This is a genomic window from Bacteroides sp. D2 (assembly GCF_025147085.1).
Taxonomy (GTDB): domain Bacteria; phylum Bacteroidota; class Bacteroidia; order Bacteroidales; family Bacteroidaceae; genus Bacteroides.
Genome location: NZ_CP102261.1, coordinates 3,614,788 through 3,637,410, shown reverse-complemented (window position 1 = coordinate 3,637,410; position 22,623 = coordinate 3,614,788). Strand labels below are relative to the sequence as shown.

General features: G+C 40.2%; 21 protein-coding genes. 6 read left to right on the top strand and 15 right to left on the bottom strand.

Annotated elements, in window-relative coordinates; all coding sequences use genetic code 11:
* Positions 1-9: 9 nt before the first annotated feature.
* On the bottom strand, positions 10-984 hold the full coding sequence (locus NQ505_RS12810) for a GNAT family N-acetyltransferase (protein ID WP_009000699.1): 975 nt from the start codon (positions 982-984) through the stop codon (positions 10-12).
* Between the two features lie 349 nt (positions 985-1,333).
* Between NQ505_RS12810 and NQ505_RS12805 the strand changes: the two genes are divergently transcribed.
* Positions 1,334-1,960, top strand: coding sequence for an HU family DNA-binding protein (locus NQ505_RS12805; protein ID WP_004302073.1), 627 nt, complete (start codon positions 1,334-1,336; stop codon positions 1,958-1,960).
* Between the two features lie 228 nt (positions 1,961-2,188).
* On the opposite strand, the gene NQ505_RS12800 is transcribed toward NQ505_RS12805, so the two are convergent.
* Together NQ505_RS12800 and NQ505_RS12795 are read right to left on the bottom strand one after the other, a co-directional pair.
* Positions 2,189-3,085 (bottom strand): LysR family transcriptional regulator, encoded by an 897-nt coding sequence (locus NQ505_RS12800; protein ID WP_009000697.1) that lies wholly within the window; start codon positions 3,083-3,085, stop codon positions 2,189-2,191.
* A gap of 70 nt (positions 3,086-3,155) precedes the next feature.
* Positions 3,156-3,743, bottom strand: a complete 588-nt coding sequence (locus NQ505_RS12795; RefSeq protein ID WP_004302071.1) for a DUF6621 family protein — start codon at positions 3,741-3,743, stop codon at positions 3,156-3,158.
* Between the two features lie 285 nt (positions 3,744-4,028).
* On the opposite strand from NQ505_RS12795, the gene clpB reads away from it, so the two are divergent.
* Entirely contained in the window at positions 4,029-6,617 is a 2,589-nt protein-coding gene (clpB, locus tag NQ505_RS12790) for an ATP-dependent chaperone ClpB (protein WP_004302069.1), read from the top strand.
* 56 nt (positions 6,618-6,673) lie between these two features.
* Here clpB and NQ505_RS12785 read toward each other — a convergent pair whose 3' ends face one another.
* The 6 genes from NQ505_RS12785 to nusB all read right to left on the bottom strand — a co-directional run bounded on the left by NQ505_RS12785 (position 6,674) and on the right by nusB (position 10,777).
* On the bottom strand, positions 6,674-6,922 hold the full coding sequence (locus NQ505_RS12785; protein WP_004302068.1) for a hypothetical protein: 249 nt from the start codon (positions 6,920-6,922) through the stop codon (positions 6,674-6,676).
* 475 nt (positions 6,923-7,397) lie between these two features.
* Positions 7,398-7,826 (bottom strand): DUF5606 domain-containing protein, encoded by a 429-nt coding sequence (locus NQ505_RS12780; protein ID WP_009000696.1) that lies wholly within the window; start codon positions 7,824-7,826, stop codon positions 7,398-7,400.
* A 20-nt stretch (positions 7,827-7,846) separates the two neighbouring features.
* A complete protein-coding gene (gene coaE / locus NQ505_RS12775; RefSeq protein WP_009000695.1) occupies positions 7,847-8,464 on the bottom strand; it encodes a dephospho-CoA kinase in 618 nt (205 codons plus the stop codon).
* The gene (locus NQ505_RS12770) at positions 8,454-9,467 is read right to left on the bottom strand and encodes a CdaR family protein (protein ID WP_004305632.1); all 1,014 of its coding nucleotides are present in this window, start codon (positions 9,465-9,467) and stop codon (positions 8,454-8,456) included. The genes coaE and NQ505_RS12770 overlap by 11 nt, the downstream gene beginning before the upstream one ends.
* A gap of 20 nt (positions 9,468-9,487) precedes the next feature.
* Positions 9,488-9,811 (bottom strand): preprotein translocase subunit YajC, encoded by a 324-nt coding sequence (gene yajC / locus NQ505_RS12765; protein ID WP_004302063.1) that lies wholly within the window; start codon positions 9,809-9,811, stop codon positions 9,488-9,490.
* A gap of 39 nt (positions 9,812-9,850) precedes the next feature.
* Positions 9,851-10,777 (bottom strand): transcription antitermination factor NusB, encoded by a 927-nt coding sequence (nusB, locus tag NQ505_RS12760; protein ID WP_009000694.1) that lies wholly within the window; start codon positions 10,775-10,777, stop codon positions 9,851-9,853.
* A gap of 168 nt (positions 10,778-10,945) precedes the next feature.
* On the opposite strand from nusB, the gene NQ505_RS12755 reads away from it, so the two are divergent.
* The 4 genes from NQ505_RS12755 (at position 10,946) to NQ505_RS12740 (ending at position 13,296) form a co-directional block, all read left to right on the top strand.
* Entirely contained in the window at positions 10,946-11,347 is a 402-nt protein-coding gene (locus NQ505_RS12755; RefSeq protein ID WP_009000693.1) for a PUR family DNA/RNA-binding protein, read from the top strand.
* Positions 11,348-11,484: 137 nt separating this feature from the next.
* A complete protein-coding gene (locus NQ505_RS12750) occupies positions 11,485-12,075 on the top strand; it encodes a 50S ribosomal protein L25/general stress protein Ctc (RefSeq protein ID WP_009000692.1) in 591 nt (196 codons plus the stop codon).
* A 136-nt stretch (positions 12,076-12,211) separates the two neighbouring features.
* On the top strand, positions 12,212-12,778 hold the full coding sequence (gene pth, locus NQ505_RS12745) for an aminoacyl-tRNA hydrolase (protein WP_032848766.1): 567 nt from the start codon (positions 12,212-12,214) through the stop codon (positions 12,776-12,778).
* Between the two features lie 101 nt (positions 12,779-12,879).
* Positions 12,880-13,296: an RNA-binding S4 domain-containing protein gene (locus NQ505_RS12740; protein ID WP_004302058.1), complete on the top strand. Its 417-nt coding sequence runs from the start codon at positions 12,880-12,882 to the stop codon at positions 13,294-13,296.
* A 134-nt stretch (positions 13,297-13,430) separates the two neighbouring features.
* On the opposite strand, the gene NQ505_RS12735 is transcribed toward NQ505_RS12740, so the two are convergent.
* The 6 genes from NQ505_RS12735 to NQ505_RS12710 all read right to left on the bottom strand — a co-directional run bounded on the left by NQ505_RS12735 (position 13,431) and on the right by NQ505_RS12710 (position 22,595).
* Positions 13,431-13,856, bottom strand: coding sequence for an HIT family protein (locus tag NQ505_RS12735; protein WP_004302057.1), 426 nt, complete (start codon positions 13,854-13,856; stop codon positions 13,431-13,433).
* A 49-nt stretch (positions 13,857-13,905) separates the two neighbouring features.
* A complete protein-coding gene (locus NQ505_RS12730) occupies positions 13,906-16,179 on the bottom strand; it encodes a cation:proton antiporter (RefSeq protein ID WP_008644441.1) in 2,274 nt (757 codons plus the stop codon).
* Between the two features lie 151 nt (positions 16,180-16,330).
* Complete coding sequence (gene gcvT / locus NQ505_RS12725; RefSeq protein ID WP_009000691.1) at positions 16,331-17,416, bottom strand: glycine cleavage system aminomethyltransferase GcvT; 1,086 nt, start codon at positions 17,414-17,416, stop codon at positions 16,331-16,333.
* 68 nt (positions 17,417-17,484) lie between these two features.
* Entirely contained in the window at positions 17,485-18,708 is a 1,224-nt protein-coding gene (pepT, locus tag NQ505_RS12720) for a peptidase T (RefSeq protein ID WP_009000690.1), read from the bottom strand.
* Between the two features lie 153 nt (positions 18,709-18,861).
* On the bottom strand, positions 18,862-20,271 hold the full coding sequence (locus tag NQ505_RS12715; RefSeq protein WP_004302052.1) for an amidophosphoribosyltransferase: 1,410 nt from the start codon (positions 20,269-20,271) through the stop codon (positions 18,862-18,864).
* Positions 20,272-20,435: 164 nt separating this feature from the next.
* The gene (locus NQ505_RS12710) at positions 20,436-22,595 is read right to left on the bottom strand and encodes a glycoside hydrolase family 97 protein (protein WP_009000689.1); all 2,160 of its coding nucleotides are present in this window, start codon (positions 22,593-22,595) and stop codon (positions 20,436-20,438) included.
* Positions 22,596-22,623: the final 28 nt, after the last annotated feature.

The window sequence follows — 22,623 nt, the reverse complement described above, 5'->3', positions numbered from 1 at the left end:
TATTTCGAATCACAGCACTTTTTTCAATTCTATTAAAGCCGAGACTTCGTTTTCCTTATTAATGTACTTCTCTATTTCATAGGGTTTATATCCTAATTTAGTATATAACAGAAGCCCACTCGTATTAGCATCAAAACAAGACAAATGAAGCTCCGATACATTATATTTCTTTTTCCCAATATCTTCCATAGCATTTATCAGAAATGTGCCAACGCCACGATTACGAAAACAAGGACTTACTATTACATTTCCAATAGCACAATATTGAGATTCTCTTACCTCATAGAAATTTGCAAACCCTACTACTTCATTATTAAATAAAACAACAGTCGAATCAAATCTATCTTTTATTGTATTCTTTAATTGATCGATTGTTAAAGGAAAATCAGCTTTAGGAAACATAAAAAACAGTTCCAGCTTGTTTCGAGGTAATTTACAAACAGTTTCTAAATCGTCAAACGTAAAATCTCTATAAGTAAGTTTTTCTTTTTCCATAATAATCATGCTGATACCCTCCATTTCTTTTCTACATACAATATTATAACCGACTTTGCTATATAGATGCAAAGTATTGGGTGTCTCTTCACCCGTAAAAAGAGAAAACTTATGACAGTGGGGAAATAATCGTTCTATTTCAGTCATAAGTTCTCTACCTATACCTTTATTCTGAAAATCGGGATGCACTATCAATTTACCAATATGACATACTCTATTTTCATCCATACATCCCCTGACAGAACCTACAATCTGTCCATCATCTGATACGTATTTTAGAATAATGCCTGTCTGATACTCATCACAAATCTCATCCTGATTTTGCAACAAAGGGGGAAGATCGAATTTATTCATTCGTTCGGCCACCACCATAAAAGATTTCTTTTGCAAAGATAAAATGTTTACCAAATCATTTTCTTCAGCTTGCATGATATTAGTATGACTCATAATATTACAAATATACACTTTTCTAAAAACTAACAGAAGCATTGCATCCACTTTTTAGAAAATAATATATTAAGCATAAAATCCCGTTATATCCTTTCTCTTTAATCATCTTCATTCCCTCCCAAACTATTAATAGAAAACTTCTTCTTTATTAAGGATAAACTTCTTTTTGTCAAATAGAAAACTTATCTTTGTATAAGAGTAAACTATAAATGCAAGCTTTGATTATAAAAATGAAAGCTTTGTTTTTATAAACGCAAGCTTCAATTATAAAAACAAAAGTTGCATTTATAGTTTATAATTAATCAAAAGGAACTTTACTATTAGAAGAAAGGAAGTTTGCCTCTAATACAAAAGAACTTATCTATTAATACTTTAAACAATAGATGATATGGCAAGATATATCATAGAGGAGATGCCCGATCTTCAGAAAACAGGCAAAAGAATTACTTATCCTAAATTTGCGCGGATAGATAATACAAGCATAAAAGAGTTGGCGCAACGAGTTGGCGACGTCAGTGGATTCAGTGCAGGAGACATAGAAGGCGTACTACTTCAGACCGCCATTGAAATGGCGCATTTGATGGCAGAAGGACGCTCGGTAAAGATAGACGGAATAGGAACGTTTACTCCCTCTCTTACTTTAGGCAGAGACAAGGAGCGGGAAGATCCGGAAGAAGGTGGGAGTCATCGCAACGCACAAAGTATCTTTATAGGAGGTGTAAATTTCCGGGTAGACCGAGAAATGGTGAGAAATATCAGCGAAAGATGCCAACTGGAAAGAGCACCCTGGAAAAAGCAACGATCCTCTAATAAATTCACATCGGAACAACGACTGGCATTAGCTCTAAAGTATCTGGATGAACATCCCTTCCTGACCGTTTGGGAATATCGCAAACTAACAGGATTGTTGCAAACAGCAGCAACCAACGAACTAAGACAGTGGGGACATCAACCGGATTCTGGAATAGAAATCACAGGAAGAGGAGCACACAGGGTATATATAAAGAAAAAATAGTCGAATGAAGGGGATAACAGTATGAGAAATACCTCGAAAATAGATGAGAAATAACAGTTTTGAGGCCTATTTCACTAAAGAAGCTATGAGAAATAGGCTTTCTCAAAACATTTCTCATTCAGTAATCAACTGGTTATAAGATTATTATAAAACAATTATGAGAATATGAGAAATGAAAATCATTTTTCTTATTCTGGAGAAGCGATTGCACGAGAGAAAAAGACAAACTTACAGGCTTTTACTATGATGTCCAGCGAAACGCATAAATACCTGTGACAATCCTCCCTCCTGCCCTTGCAGCTGCACAAAGTTAAATTCGCGCAGCATTGGCATTCCTTTTATTTCGACTACACGGAGATGGCCAGCTACAAGCTCTTTATGCACCGAACGGATAGAAACAATTCCCATACAGTCCGTATGTTCCAAAAAAAGCTTGATACTCTCTGTACTACCGAGATACATCAATACATTTAAAGAAGAAAGTTTGAGATTATGTTGCAATAAGGCACGTTCAAACACATCTAATGTTCCGGAGCCCCTCTCCCGCAAAACCAAAGGAATATTCAGCAAATCTTCCGGAGTAATCTCATCCGTGACAGCTAATTTACTCTGTGTATGCACCACGGCAACCAGTTCGTCTTGCAAAAATGGAGTATATTTCAGATTAGGTAAGCGGAAGATCCCTTCGACCAGTCCCAAATCAATCCGATGCTCTTGCAAGGCAGCTTCCACTCCCCGGGAATTTCCATTAATCAAAGAAAGATTGATTTGCGGAAACTTGGCTATAAAGTTCGCTAACAGAGGAGGAAGTACATATTGCGCAATCGTAGTACTGGCCCCCAATTTCAGTTCGCCGATATATTCATTATGCAACAAATGCATCTCATATTCTAATTGTTTATAATCGTCCAAGATTTTCTCGCTATGTTTCAACAGCAATTCTCCGGCCTTAGTCAGTGAGATTTTGCTCCCTTGACGGTCGAACAAACGAGCTTGATAGTAAGTCTCCAGCTCCTGAATATGTTTGGTGATAGCAGGTTGACTGACAAACAATTCTTGCGAAGCCTTCGTAAAGCTTAGATTCTTCGCTACGCTCTGAAATACTTTTAAACGAAAATCGGACACGGCAATTATGATTAACAGTTAAGAAATCAATGACGAATAATGAATTACAGAAAGAATAAAAGCACAATAGTTATTGCAATTCTTCCGCTTTTATCCCCAACGCCTGCATGACAGGGAAAGCCAGCATATCCCATTTATAATCCACCGGAAGTTCGGGCTCATTCATACGGAATTGAATGACCTCTTTGCCTTTCACTTCATGCAAAGCATCAGTCACTTTCTTTCCATACTCCTCATTGAAAGAAATAACGATCATCCTTTTCACGTCTGCCGAATCGGAAACGATAGAGAGTAAATCCAAAAACAAATCTTCTCTTGACACCATTCCTTCCGATGGAACGCTGGCAAAAGAATATTCACCATAAGGGCTCTGAAACGCAACTCCATTCAATTCTTCCTGCAAACCGGAAGGTTGGCAATATTGCAATCGACTGGATTCTTTATCATACACAAAAAGAAATTGCACCTCGTTCTTCCCTTCTGTAATCCCTGCATCCAAGGTTATATAGGTGGTCAACATCGAAAGGTCTATCTCTTGTAAAGAACGATGCAAAGTTTCTTCAAAATATCCTTTTATATCCGTTATTACAAAATTCAAAAAAGCAGCGTCAATCAACACCACTGTTTCAGCAAGTTTTATTTGGGGCTTATCACTCATATACCATCTATATTATTACAGCGGATAAAGATACTACAATACTTTTATTTATCCACTTTTCAATATTTATTTTCTTTCATCACAGGCTAAGATTACACAAACAAGCGTATCAGGTAACAAATGATATTTTATAGCAAATTCGTCAGTTACTCCCAGATAAAAAGGTCATTTTGTCCTTTAACTCCTTAATACTCATGCTATTTTGTCATATTTTTATACTTGGCAAATCTTTTGCGCCCTCTTAGGTGTTATTAAAAACGTGAAATAAGAAAGGAGAACAAAGATATGAACTTTAACAATTTTACCATCAAATCTCAAGAAGCGGTACAGGAGGCCGTGAACCTGGTACAAAGCCGGGGACAACAAGCCATTGAACCTGTCCACATCATGCAGGGAGTAATGAAGGTGGGTGAAAATGTCACTAACTTCATCTTCCAGAAACTTGGCATGAACGGACAGCAGGTAGCTCTTGTTGTCGACAAACAGATCGACTCCCTGCCAAAAGTATCCGGCGGAGAACCGTATCTGAGTCGTGAATCTAACGAAGTATTGCAGAAAGCAACACAGTATTCTAAAGAAATGGGCGATGAGTTTGTTTCATTAGAGCATATCATACTAGCATTGCTGACTGTGAAAAGTACCGTCTCCACTATCTTGAAAGATGCCGGTATGACGGAAAAAGAATTACGCAATGCCATCAGCGAGTTGAGGAAAGGAGAAAAAGTAACGTCACAATCTAGTGAAGATACTTATCAATCATTGGAAAAGTACGCTATCAACCTGAACGAAGCTGCCCGTAGCGGAAAACTGGATCCTGTAATTGGACGTGATGAAGAAATCCGCCGGGTACTCCAGATATTGAGCCGCCGTACAAAGAATAATCCGATTCTAATCGGTGAACCGGGAACTGGTAAGACAGCAATCGTAGAAGGCTTGGCACATCGTATCCTTCGAGGAGATGTACCTGAAAACCTGAAAAACAAACAGGTCTATTCATTGGATATGGGAGCACTGGTTGCCGGTGCAAAGTATAAAGGTGAGTTTGAAGAACGACTGAAATCAGTTGTCAATGAAGTGAAGAAATCAGAAGGTGATATAATTCTGTTCATTGATGAGATTCATACACTGGTAGGAGCCGGAAAGGGTGAAGGCGCCATGGATGCTGCAAACATTCTAAAACCTGCCTTAGCTCGTGGAGAACTACGTTCTATCGGAGCAACAACCCTCGACGAATATCAAAAGTACTTCGAAAAGGACAAAGCTTTGGAGCGTCGTTTCCAAATCGTACAAGTGGATGAACCGGACAACTTGAGTACTATTTCTATCCTTCGTGGACTGAAAGAGCGTTACGAGAACCATCACCATGTGCGTATCAAAGATGATGCCATCATTGCAGCCGTCGAATTGAGTAGCCGTTATATTACCGATCGTTTCCTGCCGGATAAAGCCATTGACCTGATGGATGAAGCTGCAGCCAAACTGCGTATGGAGGTAGATTCTGTTCCTGAAGAACTGGATGAAATCTCCCGCAAAATCAAGCAGCTGGAAATCGAACGGGAAGCTATTAAACGTGAAAACGATAAACCGAAACTGGAAATCATCGGTAAGGAGCTTGCCGAACTTAAAGAACAGGAAAAGTCCTTTAAAGCCAAATGGCAGAGTGAAAAAACACTGATGGATAAAATCCAGCAGAATAAGGTTGAGATAGAGAATCTTAAATTTGAAGCAGAAAAAGCTGAACGTGAAGGTGACTATGGTAAAGTAGCCGAAATCCGTTACGGTAAACTTCAGGCTTTGGACAAAGAGATAGAAGATACTCAAAAGCAGCTACGTGATATGCAAGGCGATAAAGCCATGATTAAGGAAGAGGTAGATGCTGAGGACATTGCCGATGTTGTTTCCCGTTGGACAGGTATTCCTGTCAGCAAGATGCTGCAAAGTGAAAAGGATAAACTATTGCACTTGGAAGAGGAACTTCATCAACGTGTAATCGGTCAGGATGAAGCGATTGAAGCCGTGGCAGATGCCGTGCGCCGTAGTCGTGCCGGATTACAGGATCCGAAACGTCCGATTGGCTCGTTCATTTTCCTCGGAACCACCGGTGTAGGTAAGACCGAACTGGCGAAGGCATTGGCAGAATTCCTGTTCGATGACGAAACGATGATGACTCGTATCGACATGAGCGAGTATCAGGAAAAGCACAGTGTTTCCCGTTTAGTCGGAGCGCCTCCGGGATACGTAGGATATGATGAAGGCGGTCAGCTGACAGAAGCTATACGTCGGAAACCTTACTCTGTTGTCCTGTTTGACGAGATAGAAAAAGCTCATCCGGATGTTTTCAATATCCTGTTACAGGTATTGGATGACGGACGACTGACTGACAATAAAGGAAGGGTGGTCAACTTCAAAAATACAATCATCATCATGACTTCGAATATGGGTAGTTCTTATATACAAAGTCAGATGGAGAAGTTGCACGGTTCCAATAAAGAAGAAGTGATTGAAGAAACGAAGAAGGAAGTCATGAATATGTTGAAAAAGACGATTCGCCCGGAATTCCTGAACCGTATTGATGAAACGATCATGTTCTTACCATTGAATGAAAAGGAAATCAAGCAGATCGTACTCTTACAAATCAAGGGAGTTCAGAAAATGCTTGCCGAAAACGGAGTGGAACTGAAACTGACGGAAGGAGCATTGGACTTCTTATCTCAAGTGGGATATGATCCTGAATTTGGAGCTCGTCCGGTAAAGAGGGCTATTCAACGTTATCTATTGAACGATCTATCCAAAAAGTTACTTTCCCAGGAAGTCGACCGCAGTAAAGCAATTACCGTTGACGCTGGTGGAGACGGATTGGTATTCAGAAATTAAGAGTTTCCATTTAAATAGAATACCGGTATGCTTGATAAGAAGCATACCGGTATTATTTATATCCCTGAATATGTAAATCTCCGGACTTCCGGTTGGCAATTCGGATGGCTCATTACCAAAACATAGGTACCCTGTTGAGGGATTTCCATAGTCAATAAAGGCAAAGCAAATTTATGTTTGCCTTTTAATTCTCCCTGTGAATCATAAAGGAATACCATTGTACCTGCCAACAAACCTGTTAGGCATAATGTCCCTTTTTCATTGTCCAAACGGACGTTTACTTCTTTATTTGTTATTGTCTCCATACCCTACATCAAAAACCATCTGCTCCCCTAGAAGGCTATTAAAAATAAAAAGCGTGGGAACTTACTACAATTATCCCCCCTTGACGCTTTAGACATCTACTAGCTAAATCATGCAAAACAACTAATGTTCAACCACATATTTACATACATGGCAGAACACGAGCGTTTAAACATTATTCCTAAGTAGTTCAATATTGTCCAGATCTCAAGTCTTGAATAATATCTTTATAACGCTTTTGTTCTCTATTGTTATTCGCCGTTCACTACTGCTATTCCCAAGAATAGTGAACAGCGACAAAGATACATAAAAAAGCATCATTATTTACAATATAAGTAGAAGATATTTATTTTAGTAAAAGATTACCCAAATAATACTAATTTTTTCCTGAACATACAAGTGTTTATACGAAAAAACATGATAACCATTTTAAATGATTATCATGTTCTCTATTTTTAATTAAATAAACGGTACAGATTATTCTGCAACTGCTTCTTCCTTAACTTCGCCTTCCGGTTTGAACTCTGTGATTCCATTAGAAATCAAGATGTTATACCAAGCTACCAATTTCTTGATATCTGCTACATATACGCGTTCACGATCAAAGTTTGGTAATACTTCAGCCAAGTATTCACGCAATTGTTCAGGAGTAGCCTTTTTCGGGTCGATAGAAGCCTGCGCTGATTTCTCTTTCTCTTTTATAGCTTCCAGCACATCATACAAAGGAACTTCTGCATCGTCCGTATACATTGCTATATCGGCCAAAGAAATAATTTTCTCATTACCATAAGCGGGGAAACGTTTCTTCTCAGCATTGACTGATTCAACAATCAACATATTTTTTCCTTGCGAAATAAGTTTGTATAATCCCGGTTTACCTGAGATAGACAAGATAGTCTTCAACATAGTATATATCCTTTTATTTATTAATTATTTTTTGCGGAGCAAAGGTAATGATTATTTTTAGATAGCAAAGAAATAAGCTCCAAAACCTGCGGAATTAACGGTGTTTCATCATCATTGACTATCACAAAATCAGCATGACTTCTCTTAACTTCATCACTCATTTGTGCCTCAATACGCTTCATCACCTGTTCTCTCGATGAACAATCCCGTTTTATGGTGCGCTCCACTCTCACTTCCAGCGGCGCATACACCATAACCAGAAAATCAACTTCACTCCTGAAACCGGCTTCCACAAGTATGGCAGACTCCATACCTACCAATTGTTCACCACCAAACCGGGCAGCCCACCGACGAAAATCTTCTTTCACCTGTGGATGAATAATTTCATTCACTTTCTGCACACGATCCGGATGACCAAACATATAGGATGCCAACAAAGAACGATTCAACACACCATTTTGAAACACATCCTGACCGACCAGCGCACAAAGTTCCTGACAAATCACCGGATCTGTCTGCGTGATACGCTTTGCTTCTATATCTGAAATATAAACAGGAATTCCCATTATTCCAAATAATCTGGAAACCACACTTTTCCCGCTACCGATACCACCGGTTATACCAATCTTAATCGACATTAGAAGTAATTTGTTCTATCAAGAAGTCTACTTGCTCAGGAACAATACGGATTTGATTGATTCCACTTGGGAACGACTTCAATTTAACCGTATATTTATCAGAACCCAGCTTCAACAACTCTTCGTAAGAAATATTGATGATAAAATCGCTTGCTTTTATGCTGCGGAACCGCTTTAACCCCACCTGGAAAGTTATCTGAACTTTGGAAGGGAAGGTACGTAATGCCTTATCGGCTGGGAAATTAACTCCGTGTAATGGCACCTCTACTGTTTTCTCCGTATAAATATCTACCGGAAATATCATTTCTACCGAAGCCGGAACAAACTTCACTCCTCTTTCAGAATTCAGCGGAATTCGTCGCCGGGTTGTATCTGAAATATTCTCCAGGTTTATCTTTTGAGTATATGCGGTGGTGATAGTATCCAGAATTCCTTCCGGAGCATAAACTAATACAGAATCCGGATTACAAATCGTATCTGATACATAATATTGAAGTCCGGCTGTCACTTTCCCCTGAAAGCGGACAGGTACTAACTTAGACTTTCCTTCAGAATAGATATACTCTAATGTATCCGGCTTGATTGAAAGAATTTTGGAAGACACATTCAATTGACTCAATATCTTTTTCTCAAAATCAGATGCGTAAATCTTCACATGATTATCTTTTCCTTTATAATCAAGAAAACCTAGATTTACCGGGAAAAAACTTTTCCCCAGCATATAATTGAGCAGCACCGTACCTTTATCTTTCACTCTGACGCGAAGTTCGGAAGGCGGTTCCGAAGTCAGCACTACATTATTGGGAACATCTTTTATTCGTACCGGAATGGAGAACTCGGCTTCATAGTCACTATTCAGAGTCTGAAGCAGCCAAAATCCACCGGCTATCAAGAAGAAAAATAAAAAAATTAAGAACTCTCTGCTCTTATCACTGAGCAGAAAATCCTTAATTTTCTTTGATAGTTTTAAATATGTATATTCTATTTTCCTACGATCAAACATAGGCACTTATTTATCAACTATTATTTAGATTGATTGCTAGCAGCTGAAGCATCAGCGAAAATAGAATTCTTGTCTATTTTAATCTTTACATTAGAAGCAATCTCAAGTACTATGTAATCGTCAGTAATTTCCTTGATTGTTCCGTGGATACCACCTGCAGTAATCACATTCTGATTTACCTGAAGAGATTTACGGAAATTTGCTATTTCTTTTTGCTTCTTATTCTGAGGACGGATCATAAAGAAATACATGATAACAAACATAGCTATCAGCATGATCCACATCATACTTCCACCTCCGGCAGCACCGGCAGGAGCTTGCAATAATACAGTCAATACGTTCATAAATAATCTGTTTTAGTTTCTACTATATGGACAAAGGTATCAGTTTTTAGTCAACTTACCTTCTTTTTTTAATTGATTAACTATTCCATCCAGCGTACCGTTGATAAAGCTACCGCTTTTAGCTGTGCTATACAACTTCGCTATCTCTACATATTCATTTAACGAAACACTGACCGGAATGTTCGGGAAACTAAGAATTTCTGCTAATGCAGTCTGCATAATGATAACGTCCATAAATGCAATACGGTCCAGATCCCAGTTTTTTGTATTCTCACTAACCAAATGACGGTAATAGTCGGAATTCAAAATAGTACGACGGAACAGACGACGTGCAAACTCTTGATCTTCGTCATCCTTAAATTCCGGAAGCAGTTCCTGGTTGGCACCCTTCTTTTCATCAAAACGTTTGATCGTTTTCAGGACGAATGTATCTACAATTTCTTTGTCATCATTCCAATACAGACTCTGATCTTCCAATACCTGATCGAGAGAATCATTATTAAAGATGTATGTTTTATAGAGTTTTCTCCATAATTCACGATCGGCCTCGTATGAGTGGTCGTCAGAAGCCATATAATCTTTATAGATATCGGTTTCTACAATTTTCTCATAAAGTTCCTTGATGAAGTCCTGGTCGTTTGCCCAGGTTCTTTTTTGATTGGCTATAAACTCTACCAATTGCTTATTGACTTCCAATTGAGCAATAAATTTGTTATCCACGAATTTCTTGTTGGGGTACAACTCTTCTTTCGTAGGTGCCAATTTAGCTTTTGCCGCATCAATACGTTTTTGTGCATACTCTGTCAATGCTATCATCAGCATTAGCAAATAATTATAAAGGTCATACGCCTTTGAAAGACTAAAGAATAACTCTTTCTCCGCTGAGTCTAGATTTTTGCTGCCATTTTGATAATAGGCATATACTATCTGTATAATCTTAAGACGAATAAGAACTCTGTTGATCATAATTCAAATTAATACTGTTGTTATCGAACTGCAAAAGTAGATATTTTTAATGAGTTTCCACTAATAAATCACATTTTTTAATGCAGTATTTGATTCTCTGCGCTTTTTCTTTTGACAGTTTAAAAAAAATATCCAATTTTGAGGCCGATTATAAACGGACCGAAAGATATGGAAGATTTAAAAAAGAAAATGAGCGCAGACATGAATGATAAGGAGATTGTATTCTCCAAGTCCATTAAAGCAGGTAAACGCATCTATTACCTTGACGTAAAGAAGAATCGTAAAGATGAAATGTTCCTGGCTATTACAGAGAGTAAGAAAGTGATAACGGGAGAAGGTGACGATTCTCAGGTTAGTTTCGAAAAACACAAAATCTTCCTATATAGGGAGGACTTTCAGAAGTTTATGGCAGGACTCGAAGAAGCAGTCAACTTCATTGAGTGCAGTGATGCGAACGAATACATCGCCCGCCTGAACACCGAAGCAGATGAAGAAAGTGAACAGAAAGCAATCGAAGAAGCCCGGGCAAACAAGTTAGAGAGCGAAATTAAGATCGATATTGACTTTTAAGAAAGTAACTCTTTGATATTTCAAAAAAAAGACGTACTTTTGCACCGCTTTTTTGCAACATCGTGTGATAATCCACATCGTGTGATGGTGAATTAAGCAAACTAACTTAATTTAGAGTAACACAAATTTTTAAAGAAATGAAATCAATTGAAGTAAAAGGAACTGCAAGAACAATTGCAGAACGCTCTTCTGAACAAGCTAGAGCTTTGAAAGAAATTCGTAAAGACGGTGGTGTACCTTGTGTACTTTACGGAGGTAATGAAGTAGTTCACTTCACAGTGACTAACGAAGGACTTCGTAACTTGGTTTATACTCCGCACATTTACGTTGTAGACCTGGTTATCGATGGCAAAAAAGTAAACGCTATCCTGAAAGATATTCAGTTCCACCCGGTAAAAGATACTATCCTGCACGTTGACTTCTATCAGATTGACGAAGCTAAACCTATCGTAATGGAAGTACCTGTACAGTTGGAAGGTCTTGCAGAAGGTGTGAAAGCCGGTGGTAAACTTGCACTGCAGATGCGTAAGATCAAAGTGAAAGCTTTGTACAATGTAATTCCTGAGAAACTGATCGTTAACGTTTCTCACCTGGGATTGGGTAAGACTGTTAAAGTTGGCGAATTGAGCTTCGAAGGTCTTGAACTGATTAGTGCTAAAGAAGCCGTTGTATGTGCTGTTAAGTTGACTCGTGCAGCAAGAGGTGCAGCAGCAGCCGCTGGCAAGTAATTGAGATTATCCCTGTAAAGAGATATACTTCAAACGCAGATTAATGCAGATTAAAGCAGATGTTCAGTCTGCATTAATTTGTATTAATCTGCGTTTCTCTTTCTATATTAATGAACTGTTTTACGGAAAAACGATGATAAAATATTTAGTTGTCGGACTGGGAAACATTGGTCCCGAGTATCATGAAACCCGACATAATATCGGATTCATGACAGTAGAAGCATTGGCCAGAATTAACAATGCTCCTCCTTTTATGGATGGACGCTATGGATTCACCACCAGCTTTTCCATCAAAGGACGTCAGTTGATCCTGCTCAAGCCATCGACTTTTATGAACCTGAGTGGATTGGCCGTTCGTTATTGGATGCAGAAAGAAAATATTCCATTGGAAAATGTGCTGATCGTAGTAGACGATCTGGCTCTTCCTTTCGGAACGTTACGCCTAAAAGGAAAAGGAAGTGATGCAGGCCATAACGGATTAAAGCATATTGCCGCCACTCTGGGTACTCAAAACTATGCCCGTCTGCGTTTTGGAATCGGGAGTGATTTTCCACGTGGCGGACAAATCGATTACGTACTCGGTCACTTCACTGATGAAGACTGGAAGACAATGGATGAAAGACTGGAGATGGCAGGGGAAATTATCAAAAGTTTCTGTCTTGCCGGTATCGACATCACAATGAACCAGTTCAACAAGAAATGATGAACCTGTTCTATAAAAAATAAAGATAGCAATGAACGGTTAGCGATCAATGATAACGTCCACTAACCGACTAATTACTTATCACTAAATAACTAACTAAAATGGCTGAAGCAAGAATAGATAAATGGATGTGGGCTGTCCGCATCTTCAAGACACGTACGATTGCAGCAGAAGCCTGCAAAAAAGGACGTATTACCATCAACGGTTCGCTGGTCAAAGCTGCCCGTATGATAAAACCGGGTGACGTTATTCAAGTGAAGAAACCACCTATCACATACTCATTCAAAGTATTACAACCGATTGAGAAACGTGTAGGAGCCAAACTGGTATCGGAAATGATGGAAAATGTAACGACGCCCGATCAATATGAATTACTTGAAATGAGCAAAATCAGCGGATTCGTAGACCGGGCACGTGGAACCGGACGCCCGACCAAGAAAGATCGCCGGGAACTGGAAGAATTTACAACTCCAGAGTTTATGGATGATTTTGACTTTGATTTCGATTTTGAAGAATAGGATAAATAGAAAAACGATGAATCGTAAACAATGAACGGTGAACAGACTGCGTTATATCCACAGGCTTGCTCACCGTTCATTGTTTACGATTTGTATAGCTTACCACTTATAGAGTTGCAGTTCGCCCTTTCTTTTTACAGATTTGCTTTAACAGCATCAATCAGTTCCTGATATTCTGCGTCAGTCAGATAAACCTTTCCCGGATTCATTTGGAATATACCTCCATAATCAGGTCCATCCACATATTTAGGTGCTAAATGAAAATGCAAATGAGACAATTTATCCGAGTAAGCACCATAATTAATCTTTTCCGGCTGGAAAGCTTTTTGCATGGCACGAGTGACACGCGCTACATCTGCCATAAAAGCATTACGATCTTCATCACTCAATTCATTCAAATCGTTCACATGGTCTTTATAAGAAACAAGACAACGTCCACGGTAGGTTTGTTCCTTAAACAAAAACACACGTGACACACTCAATTGCGCAATCTCAATCATCAGATTATGCAGCGTTTCATTGTTCTGGCAATACAGACATTCTTTCGGATCACTCTTCATGATATTATTATTTTAAGTTTTTATCGTTGCAAAAATAAGTATTCCATTCTTATCCTGCTTGTACTTTTTCGTTTTTTTGATCGACTAATTGGTACACATCCTCTTTTTCGCCTACCACCCAAACAACATCGCCTTCTTCGAGTGGAGCATTTACATCAGGAACCATCAGTGTACCGTCTTCACTTTCAACACCGGCTATCATACAATGATATTTGTCGCGGATACCCGATTCACGAATCGTTTTACCCAGAAAAACAGAATCACTGTCAATGATAAACTGCTTCAAAGCCATCTCGCTCTTTTCATAGACCTCCCAGTCTATCTTCGCTCCGTTTTGCATCGCCTCATTAAACACACTTAATTGTTCATCTGTACCTATCACCTGTATCTTATCCATCGGAAACAGGCGGACAGAACCACCGGGGATATTAATCCTCCTCTTTCCACGAAGAATAGAAGCAACATGAACTCCAAACTTCTTCCCCAGATTCAGCTCCATCAATGTCTTTCCCGCCCAACTGGATTCACCCGGAATTTCCATATCGGCAAGATGCAAATCATGCGACAACAAACGACCGGCATACTCCGGCTTTTTCTCTCCCAGATACTCTGCACGTACATCTCTGGAACGGAGATTCTGGAAGAAACGACGTTCAATCAATATCGATTGCTTTTTCAAACGGCGAGACCATACCATCAACAATACAACAAGTACAGCCACTCCAATAATCAATCCGATAGACGCCTTAAATAATCCGGAAATAACAAAGATAACAAAAAGTGCCGCTATCATAATACGAATCACGATTGTCGATACCAGCGGTGCGCGGTTGGCACGGCTGTCATGCCATAAGGTCATAAACTCAACCGAATGATTTTTCTTCACCATAATGGCACGCAAGAAAGGAGCAATACACAGAATGATAAATACCGCTCCCAACAATGATGCCCAGAAATGAGGCAGATTCTCTTTAAAGAATGGCACGACAAAACGAAAAGAAAGTGCAATAATCGACATACTGACAATTGAATAAACAACTGTTATACGTACCATTGACAAGATTAGCTTCTTCCACAAATTCTCGTGATTCAGAGCTGTTTGCGAACCGGAAGAATAACGCATCATTATTTTTTTCCATGATTCCGGAAGATGAGCATCCACAAAAGTAGAAGCCGGCTCGGCAAAACGAATCATATAAGGAGTCAGGAAAGTAGTAATCACAGAAACCGCTACCACTATCGGATACAGAAAGTCACTCGTTACATGCAAAGAGACTCCCAAAGAAGCAATAATAAACGCAAATTCGCCGATCTGCGTTAAACTAAAGCCGCATTGCATAGCCGTCTTTAAAGGCTTTCCGGAGAGAATAACACCGAATGTACCAAAAACGGCCTGTCCCAAGATAACAGCCAAAGTAATAACTATAATAGGTACGGCATATTCTACAATCATTGCAGGATCCACCATCATACCGACCGATACGAAAAAGATAGCTCCAAAAAGATCCTTTACCGGTTTCACCAGCCGGTCTATGGATTCCGCCTCGATTGTTTCCGCCAGAATAGATCCCATTATAAATGCACCAAATGCAGCAGAGAATCCTGTATGTGCCGCCATCACTACCATACCGAAACAAAGCGCCAACGACACAATAAGCAGAGTCTCCTCTCCCATCAATTTCCGGCAGCGCTTTAAGAATTCAGGAATCAGATAGATACCGACAACAAACCACAGAATAAGAAAAAACAATAATTTCCCGATACTCTCCAACATTTCGGTACCTTCAAAATGTTGACTTACCGCCATGGTGGAAAGCATCACCATTAATACAATGGCCAAAATATCTTCCAAAATCAAGATACTCAACACAAGTCCGGTGAACTGCTTCTTCCTTAATCCTAAATCATCAAAAGCTTTATAAATAATAGTAGTAGACGACATCGCAATCATACCGCCCAAGAACAGACTGTCCATCCTGTGCCAGCCGAAACCCATGCCGACTCCTATTCCTAACAAAATCATACAAAAGATGATGGTACAGGCAGCTATGATGGCAGAACCGCCCACCTTGACAATCTTCTTAAAACTAAATTCCAAACCAAGAGCAAACAGCAAGAAAATAACACCAATATCCGCCCAAGTCTTAATATTGGCAGTATCCATCACTGAAGGAGTATACGGCATATGCGGACTTGCCAGAAATCCGGCAACTACATATCCCAAGACCAGAGGTTGTTTCAACTTCTTAAACAACAAAGTCATAACACCGGCACAAATCAATATAAGTGCGAGGTCAGCTATAAGAGTAGGTAATTGAGACATTATTTTATCGTATTTGATGACAAAATTATATTATTTCTATGGGATAAACAACATATTTACGGATATGTTTTGCAATAACCATCATAAAATAAGTTAGCCCCGGATAGAGTCGTAACTTATCCGGGGCTATACACAATAACAAGCTTATTTTTTACTTTCTAAAAGGTGGTTTCACTATCACAGCTTTCAATTTCCGACCACGCATATCGATACAGATTTCCGTACCCACCTTACTATATTCCGGTTTCACATATCCCATACCGATACCAATCTTACGGGTAGGCGACATCGTACCGGAGGTCACCACTCCCATTTTCTCGCCTTCATCATTCACCAGTTCATAGCCATGTCGGGGAATTCCACGATCAATCATTTCAAAGCCAACCAATTTACGGGTAACACCTTCCGCTTTCTGTTTTTCCAGCATCGGACGGTTGATAAAATCCTTACCCTCCACAAACTTAGTAATCCATCCCAATCCGGCTTCTATCGGAGAAGTCGTATCATCCAGATCATTGCCATACAGACAGAAGCCCATTTCCAACCGGAGCGTATCACGGGCACCCAAACCGATAGGTTTAATATCATACTCTTCACCAGCCTCAAAAATAGCCTTCCATATAGAATCAGCCGCAGACGGATAGAAATAAAGCTCAAAACCTCCCGCACCGGTATAACCCGTATTGGAGATAATCACATTCTCTTCACCTGCAAACGTTCCAACCTTAAATGTATAATAAGGAATAGAAGCAAGATCAATATCCGTCAACTTTTGCAGAACCGAAATAGCCTTCGGACCCTGTATAGCAAGTTGAGCTATGTTATCCGACGAATTTTCCAACTCGGCTCCCTCCGTATTGTGAGAAACACACCAATTCCAGTCTTTTTCCATATTGGAAGCATTCACCACCAACATGTATTTTTCCGGTTCATACCGATAAACCAGCAAATCATCTACAATACCTCCATCCTCATTCGGAAAACAAGTATATTGTATTTTACCCGGAGCCAGTGCCGCCACATTGTTGGATGTTATTTTCTGCAGAAAGGCCAACGCTTGCGGACCTTTCACCCAAAATTCTCCCATGTGCGATACATCAAATACACCGACACCTTGACAAACAGTTATGTGTTCATCAATGATACCGGAGTATTCAATAGGCATATTATAACCTGCAAACTCGTGCATTTTAGCACCAAGTGCTATGTGTTTCTCTGTAAACGGAGTGGTTTTCATTATTTAAAAGTATTAATTATCAGGCATTAAATTAAAAGCATTCAGTATTACCGGAGATTACCGTCTTTTTATTTGGAAGCCACCAGTTCTGCAATTTTCACGATCACCTTCATCGCTTTCTCCATATTCTGGATAGGCACAAATTCGTAACGACCGTGGAAATTCAGACCACCGGCAAAGATATTCGGACAAGGCAATCCCTTAAAGGAAAGCTGCGCACCATCCGTACCTCCACGAATCGGTTTTACATTCGGTTTCACACCCACAGCTTCCATCGCAGCAAAAGCGGTGTCGATGATATGCATTACCGGTTCTATCTTCTCACGCATATTATAATACTGGTCGCGTAGTTCGAGAGTTGCAGTACCCGCTCCATGTTCAGCATTCATTTGAGCAACCAGGCGTTCCATCTCTTTTTTACGATTCTCAAATTTCGCACGGTCATGATCGCGGATGATATAAGATACAGTGCTTTGCTCCACATCTCCCTGAATACCGATTAAATGATAAAATCCTTCGTAACCGGTCGTATGTTCCGGCCTTTCCTGCGAGGGAAGCAATGTGATAAATTGATTGGCAAGATAGATTGAGTTAATCATCTTATTCTTGGCATATCCCGGATGCACATTACGTCCTTTAAAAGTAATTTTAACAGCGGCAGCATTGAAGTTCTCAAATTCCAACTCCCCTACTTCACCTCCATCCATCGTATATCCCCATGCGCAACCGAATTTCTCTACATCAAATTTATGAGCACCTTCACCAATTTCTTCGTCCGGATTGAAGCCGATACGGATTTTTCCGTGTTTGATCTCCGGATGTTCCTTCAGATACACCATTGCAGATACAATTTCCGCGATCCCGGCTTTATCGTCAGCACCAAGCAACGTCTTTCCATTGGTCACAATCAAGTCTTCTCCCTTATGATCCAGCAATTCCGGGAATTGTGATGGAGAAAGGACTACATTCTCTTCAGCACAAAGCACAATATCCGAACCGTCATACTTTTCCACAATGCGCGGAGTGACATCCTTACCCGTCATATCAGGACTTGTATCCATGTGGGCAATAAACCCGATAGTGGGTACTTCTTTATCTATATTGGCAGGAAGTGTAGCAAAAAGATAGCCATGCTCATCCAAAGTAATATCTTCCAATCCCAAAGATTCCAACTCTTTTTTCAAGTATTCAGCAAAAATCATCTGCTTCGGAGTACTTGGAGTAAGCCCTGTCGATTCATCAGATTGTGTATCGAAGCTTACATACTTTAAAAATCTGTCTACTAAAGTCATATTGTTTTAATTACAAGTTACTAATTACAATTTACAAATTGATAGTTTATAGTGCCGTAAAGGTAAAAAAAGAGCCGTGAATTACAAAGCAATTCACGGCTCTTTTTTATTGTATACTTTTATCCGGATACTTAAATATCCTATTTGACTACTTTAAAAATGGCTGCTACCATCAAAGCAATGTGTACAAACCTTGCATTTAGGTAATCCGATAGCCTCAATCAGCGTTTCCAGTGTATTAAACTTCAATGAACTGAGACCGAAACGCTCGGCAATAATGCTAACCATCTTATCGTATTCCGGAGAACCGGTAGTAGCATACTTCTCCAGGTTCTTATTCTCATCCCCTTCCAGTTCCTTGATAATACGACGGGTAATCAACTCCAATGCATTTTTAGAAGCCGAAAAACCAACAAACGGACAAGCATAAATCAATGGCGGACAAGCGATACGCATGTGCACCTCCTTTGCTCCGTAATCATACAGAATCTTCACATTGTCACGCAATTGAGTTCCCCGCACGATTGAATCGTCACAGAATAACAAACGTTTATTTTGCAACATGGCACGGTTTGGAATCAACTTCATCTTAGCAACAAGCGAACGCATCTCCTGATTGCTCGGAGTGAAGCTACGAGGCCATGTCGGTGTATATTTTGAAATAGCACGATGGTAAGGAACCCCCTTTCCTTCGGCATATCCTAAAGCCATACCCACTCCCGAATCAGGAATACCGCAAGCACAATCCACTTCCGATTCATCCGTCTGTCCCATTTTCAATCCGCTGGTGAAACGCACTTCCTCTACATTCTTTCCTTCATAACAAGAAGTCGGGAAACCGTAGTATACCCACAAAAACGAGCAAATCTGCATATCCTCATTGGGCTTGCGAAGCTGGTCAACATGATCGTCATACATACGGACAATCTCACCGGGACCTAAATATCTCTCAATCTCATAATCCAGATTCGGAAAACTGGACGATTCGCTCGTTGCAGCATAAGCACCGTCTTTCCTTCCAATCACCACCGGAGTACGTCCCCATCGGTCACGGGCAGCGATGATACTACCATCTTCCGTCAGAAGCAACATCGAACAAGAACCCTTAATGTGCTTAAACACATTTTCGATACCTTCCACAAAAGTTCTGCCTTGTATAATAAGTAATGCGATAAGTTCCGTCTGGTTGGTGTTGCTCGAACTAAGTTCGGCGAAGTGCATGTTTTGACTGAGAAGTTCTTCTTCCAATTCCTGGATATTGACTATTTTAGCGACTGTGACAATGGCGAAGCGCCCGAGGTGAGAATTGATGATGATAGGTTGTGCGTCTGTGTCGCTAATGATGCCGATGCCGGCGTTTCCTTTGAATTTGTCCAGTTCTCCTTCAAACTTGGTTCGGAAATAAGTACTTTCCAAATTGTGAATGGAGCGTATAAAACCTTTTTCCTCACTATATGTTGCGAGTCCTCCTCGCTTGGTACCCAGATGTGAGTTATAATCTGTGCCGTAGAATAAATCAGTCACGCAGCTAGTTTTCGAGACTGTTCCGAAAAAACCTCCCATGTTGTTCTCTTTATTGATGATGTTTTAAAAAAGATGGCGCAAAAGTACAAAAAAGAATCCGTCCTATAAAAAAAGCGCTCCGCAAAGTTTTAGTTTTCTTTGCGAAGCACAACTAATATTTATTAAAAAGCGGGGAATCCGTAAACAATCTTTTTACCGGAATCTTATTTCCATTTCTTGATCGTTTTCAAGTCAGCGGGAGTTGCTTCAATCAGACTTACTGCAAATCCTCCGCTACGTGCCAGCTTCACAGACATCTTATTCTTGTTTGTTACCAGTCCTTTTTTTATCTGGTAAGAAGTAGGATTCTTTTCAAAATCCGCCTCCTTTCCGTCAGCATAAAGAGTGGCTACATATTGTTTTCCCGGTTCGAGAAAATCAAGTGTAAAAGCAGAAGTACGGGGATTCTCATCGGTGATACCACCTACAAACCAGTTATCAGTACCTTTTGCCTTACGTGCTACGGTAATATAATCTCCCGGTTCCGCTTCCAGATACTTGCTGTCATCCCAATCAACGGCTACATCCTTGATAAATTGAAATGCATCCATGTGACGTTCGTAACTCTCCGGAAGGTCGGCTGCCATTTGCAAAGGACTGTACATCGTCACATAAAGTGCCAACTGTTTTGCCAAAGTTGTACGTACAAAACTGTGGTCGCCTGACAGGAAAGAAAGTTTTGTATCAAAGATACCCGGTGTATAATCCATCGGTCCACCAATCTGACGAGTGAAAGGAAGCAAGGTGGTATGGAACGGCTTATTCCCTGCAAAGGCTTCATATTCCGTGCCACGAGCCGATTCATTACCGATCAGATTCGGATATGTGCGACATAATCCTGTCGGACGGGTTGCTTCGTGAGCATTTACACAGATCTTATATTCGGCCGCTTTTTCCACCGCATATAAATAATGATTGTTCATCCACTGTCCGTAATGATGTTCTCCACGCGGAATAATATTACCTACATACCCGCTCTTCACAGCATTGTATCCGTTATCTATCATAAACTGATAGGCTTTATCAAGATGACGCTCGTAGTTACGTACAGAAGCGGAAGTCTCGTGATGCATCATCAGCTTCACTCCTTTTTCCTTTGCATACGCATTGAGCATCTTCACGTCAAAATCAGGATACGGAGTTACGAAATCAAAGACATAATCCTTCGAATTTCCGAACCAGTCTTCCCAGCCTTCATTCCAGCCTTCCACTAAGATCTGGTCGAATCCATGTTCCGAAGCAAAGTCAATGTAACGCTTCACTTTGTCATTATTGGCCGCATGACGCCCGCTCGGTTTTGTTTTGGAATAATCCGTCTGTCCCAGTTTCACAGAATAAACATCATCCGTGTACGACCAGGAACTTTTTCCGGTAATCATTTCCCACCACACACCAATGTATTTCACCGGCTTAATCCAGGAAACATCTTCATAGGCACAAGGTTCATTCAAGTTCAAAGTCAATTTGGAAGCCAGAATATCACGAGCATCATCACTGACAATCACCGTGCGCCAGGGTGAACGGCAAGGCGTTTGCATATAGCCTTTATCCCCTTTCGCATCAGGAGTCAGCCATGATTCAAAAATCAGGTTCTGATCGTCAAGGTTCAGATGCATACAAGAATAATCAACCAAAGCCGCTTCATGCAAATTGATATACAATCCGTCGGCTGTCTTCATTTGCAGGGACGTTTGCACCCCCGTTGGAGAGAAAGGCGTTTGAGAAGCATTGCTGGTGATTGCGCCCTGCAGCAATCCGCGAATTTCAGAAAGCTTGGATTCGGTATAGTCATATTCCTGCGTATCATAATCGCCTGGAATCCAGAATGCCTTATGATCGCCGGCCATAGCAAACTGCGAATGTTCTTCTTTTATAACGAAGTAATTCAGATTCTTTTGCTGCGGGAACTCATAGCGGAACCCCAAGCCATCATTATAAAGACGAAAACAAATAATCAGATTACGATCTTGCGCCTTTTGATTCAGGGTAACAGCCATTTCATTATAATGGTTGCGGATTGATTTCACCTCTCCCCACACCGGTTCCCATGTTTCATCAAAAGCAGAAGTTTTAATATCGGCCAGAGTGAATCCATTCATCAGTCCGGGATCATTTTTCAATTCCAGTCCCAGTTTCGAAGGGTTAATCACCTCTTTTCCTTTATAAGAGAGTTCATACACCGGTTCTCCTTGCGTGTTGACAGAGAAATTAAGTTTTAATTGTCCGTCAGGAGAAGTGATACTTTCGGCCTTTGCTGATGTGCCGAAGAAAAAAGAGAGCAACAGGCAGACCCATATTGCAGTTCCTATTTTCATGTTCTTCATGACATAAATGAGTTAGTTAATAATCGTA

Excerpts from the sequence above, each read along its gene's own strand:
- NQ505_RS12810 (WP_009000699.1), bottom strand. The coding sequence starts at position 984 with ATGCTTCTGTTAGTTTTTAGAAAAGTGTATATTTGTAATATTATGAGT.
- NQ505_RS12805 (WP_004302073.1), top strand. The coding sequence starts at position 1,334 with ATGGCAAGATATATCATAGAGGAGATGCCCGATCTTCAGAAAACAGGC.
- NQ505_RS12795 (WP_004302071.1), bottom strand. The coding sequence starts at position 3,743 with ATGAGTGATAAGCCCCAAATAAAACTTGCTGAAACAGTGGTGTTGATT.
- clpB (WP_004302069.1), top strand. The coding sequence starts at position 4,029 with ATGAACTTTAACAATTTTACCATCAAATCTCAAGAAGCGGTACAGGAG.
- NQ505_RS12785 (WP_004302068.1), bottom strand. The coding sequence starts at position 6,922 with ATGGAGACAATAACAAATAAAGAAGTAAACGTCCGTTTGGACAATGAA.
- NQ505_RS12780 (WP_009000696.1), bottom strand. The coding sequence starts at position 7,826 with ATGTTGAAGACTATCTTGTCTATCTCAGGTAAACCGGGATTATACAAA.
- coaE (WP_009000695.1), bottom strand. The coding sequence starts at position 8,464 with ATGTCGATTAAGATTGGTATAACCGGTGGTATCGGTAGCGGGAAAAGT.
- NQ505_RS12770 (WP_004305632.1), bottom strand. The coding sequence starts at position 9,467 with ATGTTTGATCGTAGGAAAATAGAATATACATATTTAAAACTATCAAAG.
- yajC (WP_004302063.1), bottom strand. The coding sequence starts at position 9,811 with ATGAACGTATTGACTGTATTATTGCAAGCTCCTGCCGGTGCTGCCGGA.
- nusB (WP_009000694.1), bottom strand. The coding sequence starts at position 10,777 with ATGATCAACAGAGTTCTTATTCGTCTTAAGATTATACAGATAGTATAT.
- NQ505_RS12755 (WP_009000693.1), top strand. The coding sequence starts at position 10,946 with ATGGAAGATTTAAAAAAGAAAATGAGCGCAGACATGAATGATAAGGAG.
- NQ505_RS12750 (WP_009000692.1), top strand. The coding sequence starts at position 11,485 with ATGAAATCAATTGAAGTAAAAGGAACTGCAAGAACAATTGCAGAACGC.
- NQ505_RS12740 (WP_004302058.1), top strand. The coding sequence starts at position 12,880 with ATGGCTGAAGCAAGAATAGATAAATGGATGTGGGCTGTCCGCATCTTC.
- NQ505_RS12735 (WP_004302057.1), bottom strand. The coding sequence starts at position 13,856 with ATGAAGAGTGATCCGAAAGAATGTCTGTATTGCCAGAACAATGAAACG.
- NQ505_RS12730 (WP_008644441.1), bottom strand. The coding sequence starts at position 16,179 with ATGTCTCAATTACCTACTCTTATAGCTGACCTCGCACTTATATTGATT.
- gcvT (WP_009000691.1), bottom strand. The coding sequence starts at position 17,416 with ATGAAAACCACTCCGTTTACAGAGAAACACATAGCACTTGGTGCTAAA.
- pepT (WP_009000690.1), bottom strand. The coding sequence starts at position 18,708 with ATGACTTTAGTAGACAGATTTTTAAAGTATGTAAGCTTCGATACACAA.
- NQ505_RS12715 (WP_004302052.1), bottom strand. The coding sequence starts at position 20,271 with ATGGGAGGTTTTTTCGGAACAGTCTCGAAAACTAGCTGCGTGACTGAT.
- NQ505_RS12710 (WP_009000689.1), bottom strand. The coding sequence starts at position 22,595 with ATGAAGAACATGAAAATAGGAACTGCAATATGGGTCTGCCTGTTGCTC.